The organism is Mycobacterium sp. (genome assembly GCF_049802695.1).
Classification (GTDB): Bacteria; Actinomycetota; Actinomycetes; order Mycobacteriales; family Mycobacteriaceae; genus Mycobacterium.
Map to the genome: position 1 here is coordinate 1 of NZ_JBARMY010000250.1, position 2,967 is coordinate 2,967.

5 protein-coding genes are annotated in these 2,967 nt (G+C 69.8%); 3 read left to right on the top strand and 2 right to left on the bottom strand.

Annotated elements, in window-relative coordinates:
• Positions 1-326: DUF3515 domain-containing protein (locus WA317_RS10215; RefSeq protein ID WP_425172921.1), on the bottom strand; the 326-nt coding region annotated here is incomplete at its 3' end.
• A 221-nt stretch (positions 327-547) separates the two neighbouring features.
• Here WA317_RS10215 and WA317_RS10220 point away from each other — a divergent pair.
• Complete coding sequence (locus WA317_RS10220) at positions 548-1,501, top strand: thiamine-phosphate kinase (protein WP_425172922.1); 954 nt, start codon at positions 548-550, stop codon at positions 1,499-1,501.
• Positions 1,502-1,513: 12 nt separating this feature from the next.
• Positions 1,514-2,197 (top strand): uracil-DNA glycosylase, encoded by a 684-nt coding sequence (locus tag WA317_RS10225; RefSeq protein ID WP_425172923.1) that lies wholly within the window; start codon positions 1,514-1,516, stop codon positions 2,195-2,197.
• A gap of 8 nt (positions 2,198-2,205) precedes the next feature.
• Here the strand turns inward: WA317_RS10225 and rpmB are convergent, their stop codons facing one another.
• Positions 2,206-2,400: a 50S ribosomal protein L28 gene (gene rpmB, locus WA317_RS10230; protein ID WP_425172924.1), complete on the bottom strand. Its 195-nt coding sequence runs from the start codon at positions 2,398-2,400 to the stop codon at positions 2,206-2,208.
• A gap of 215 nt (positions 2,401-2,615) precedes the next feature.
• Here rpmB and WA317_RS10235 point away from each other — a divergent pair.
• Positions 2,616-2,967 (top strand): DAK2 domain-containing protein (locus WA317_RS10235; RefSeq protein ID WP_425172925.1); only part of this gene is annotated, 352 nt, incomplete at its 3' end.

The following is a 2,967-nucleotide window of genomic DNA, read 5'->3' on the forward strand; positions in this document are numbered from 1 at the left end:
AGTCCACACCGCAGCACCACCGGCTCGTTGTCGGCTGCGGCCCGCCAAGCCGCGGCACCTGCCGGGGACGGTTGCGCGGCCGGCGCACGCCGGTAGTCGTCGAGTTGCTCGGGTAGTGCCTGCAGCAGCGCCCGACACGGCGGGCTTTGCGCTTGCGGCGCCGGAACACCCGGAATGGCAACCGGTTGCGGCGGGGCGTGACGCGTCGCGGCGATCGCCAAGACGACGCCGACTGCGCTGACCGCGATCACCAGCGCAGCGATGATCAGGGCGCGCGGCGGTCCGTCGGAGTCGTCCACCGGGTCGTCCGGTGTTTGCCTGTCCATGGCGTCGCGCTTGATTGCCCGGCTCCTCCTCTGGCCGCCGCACGGCCCGCATCGTCGCCGGGCGGGCTTGATTGCCCGGCTCCTCCTCTGGCCGCGGTGCGGCCGGCATCGTCGCCGGGCGGCTTACACTTCCACGTGTCTGCTGCCGGAGTCGGCGGACCAAACTTACCGCAGGCCGCGACCGGTCTTCGCTGGACTCGACAGGCCGGGAAGGTAGCGATGTGAGCAGCGGCGAGCCCACGCTGGGTCGGTTGGGGGAGTTCGCGCTGATCGACCGGCTGGTGGCGGGCCACCGGCAGCCGTCCACGACGGCGCTCGGACCCGGAGACGACGCCGCCGTGGTGGTCGCCGACGACGGCCGTGTCCTCATTTCGACCGACATGCTGGTGCAAGACCGACATTTCCGGTTGGAGTGGTCGACCCCGCAGCAAATCGGCCGTAAGGCGATTGCTCAGAACGCCGCCGACGTCGAGGCGATGGGCGGGTGCGCCACGGCGTTCGTGGTGGCCTTCGGCGCTCCCGCCGATACTCCGGCCGGCCAGGTCCGCGCGCTGGCCGACGGCATGTGGGAGGAAGCCGGGCGTATCGGCGCCGGTATCGTCGGCGGCGATCTGGTCAGCTGTCCGCAGTGGGTGGTGTCGGTGACCGTGCTGGGTGACCTGGCCGGTCGTGCGGCGGTCCTGCGGACCGGTGCGCAGCCCGGCGCGGTGATCGCCGCCACCGGCGAACTGGGCCACTCGGCAGCTGGGTATGCGTTGTGTCGCAATGTAATCGACGGGTTCGACGACCTGCGACTCCGCCATCTTGTCCCGCAGCCGCCCTACGGCCAGGGCAGGGCAGCCGCCGAAGCCGAGGCGTTGGCGATGATCGACGTATCGGACGGCCTGATCGCCGATTTGCGGCACGTCGCCGAGGCATCCGCGGTAACCCTCGATCTGTCCACCGAGGCGTTGTCGGCGGATCTCCGGCCGTTGGCCGCGGCCGCCGAAGCGGTAGGCGTTGATCCCTGGCGGTGGGTGCTGGGCGGGGGAGAAGACCATGCGCTGGTTGCGGTGTTCGCCGGCTCGGTGCCGCCCGGGTGGCGGACCATCGGCCGGGTGCTGGCCGGGCCGGCGCGGGTACTGGTTGACGGCGACGAGTGGCGCGGTTATGCCGGCTGGCAGTCCTTCGAATAGGTTGGGCCTGCTATGACTGTGCGCCCCTTGGCTGAATTGGTCGACGACGGCTGGGCGCAGGCGCTGGAGCCGGTGGGCGCCCAGGTCAGCAAGCTCGGCCAGTTCTTGCGCGCCGAGATCGCCGCCGGTCGCCGGTACCTGCCGGCAGGGCCGAACGTGTTGCGCGCGTTCACCTTCCCGTTCGACCGGGTACGGGTGCTGATCGTGGGCCAGGACCCTTATCCCACGCCCGGACACGCTGTGGGATTGAGTTTCTCGGTGGCGCCCGACGTGCGGCCGTTGCCGCGCAGCCTGGAGAACGTCTTCGCCGAATACGCCCGCGACCTCGGCTACCCAGCGCCGTCTTGCGGCGACCTGACGCCGTGGGCCCAGCGCGGCGTGCTGCTGCTCAACAGGGTTTTGACCGTGCAACCGGGGAGTCCGGCGTCGCATCGCGGCAAGGGCTGGGAGGCCGTCACCGAGTGCGCGATCCGGGCACTGGTGGATCGCAAGCAACCGCTGGTCGCGATCCTGTGGGGCCGAGATGCATCCACTCTGAAACCGCTGCTGGCCGGCGGCGACTGCGTGGCGCTCGAGTCGCCGCATCCCTCGCCGTTGTCGGCGTCGCGGGGGTTCTTCGGTTCGCGGCCGTTCAGCCGGGCGAATCAACTACTGACAGACATGGGCGCCGACCCGATCGACTGGCGGCTGCCCTGAGGTGAGTGCTAGCCGCGAGTGACCCGGCCGGCTTTGATGCAGGACGCGCACACGTTGAGCCGCTGCTTGTTGCCGCCGGGACGCGTCACCGCGTGCACAGTCTGAATGTTGGGGTCCCAGCGACGGCTGGTCCGGCGGTGCGAATGCGACACCGACTTGCCAAAGCCGGGGCTCTTCCCGCAGATGTCGCACACGGCAGCCATAGCTTGCTCCTCGAATCTCATACTGGGCCAACGGGGGCCTTCCGGCCGGACGACGACCGCGTCACGGGTGACCAGACAACCTGGTCAGGATAGCCGCCGTCGGCGTCGAGTGCCAAAACGGTGCACAGCCACGCGTGGCCATGCGGGCGGGGTTGTCGTCGGCACTGGATAGGCTGGCTCCCACCGGAGTCAGGTGCAGGAGGTATAGAAGGTAGATGTCAGTGGGCTTCCAAGCGGCCGGTGCAGCGGGTGGGCCGGACCGCCTCTTGGATGCTTGTGCCCTGCGCGACTGGGCGCACACCGCCGTCAGCGACCTCATCGCCCACATCGACGAGATCAACCGCCTCAACGTCTTCCCGGTCGCCGATTCCGACACCGGCACCAACATGCTGTTCACCATGCGATCGGCGCTGGCTGAGGCCGATGTCGAGACCGGTGAGGGTGACGTCGCCCGAGTTGCCGCCGCGCTGTCGGCGGGCGCCCTCAACGGTGCCCGGGGGAATTCCGGGGTGATCCTGTCGCAAATTCTGCGCGGCATCGCCGACGTCACCGCCGGGGCCGCGGCTG

Coding starts and splice junctions, on each gene's coding strand:
- rpmB (WP_425172924.1), bottom strand. CDS start 2,400: ATGGCTGCCGTGTGCGACATCTGCGGGAAGAGCCCCGGCTTTGGCAAG.
- WA317_RS10225 (WP_425172923.1), top strand. CDS start 1,514: ATGACTGTGCGCCCCTTGGCTGAATTGGTCGACGACGGCTGGGCGCAG.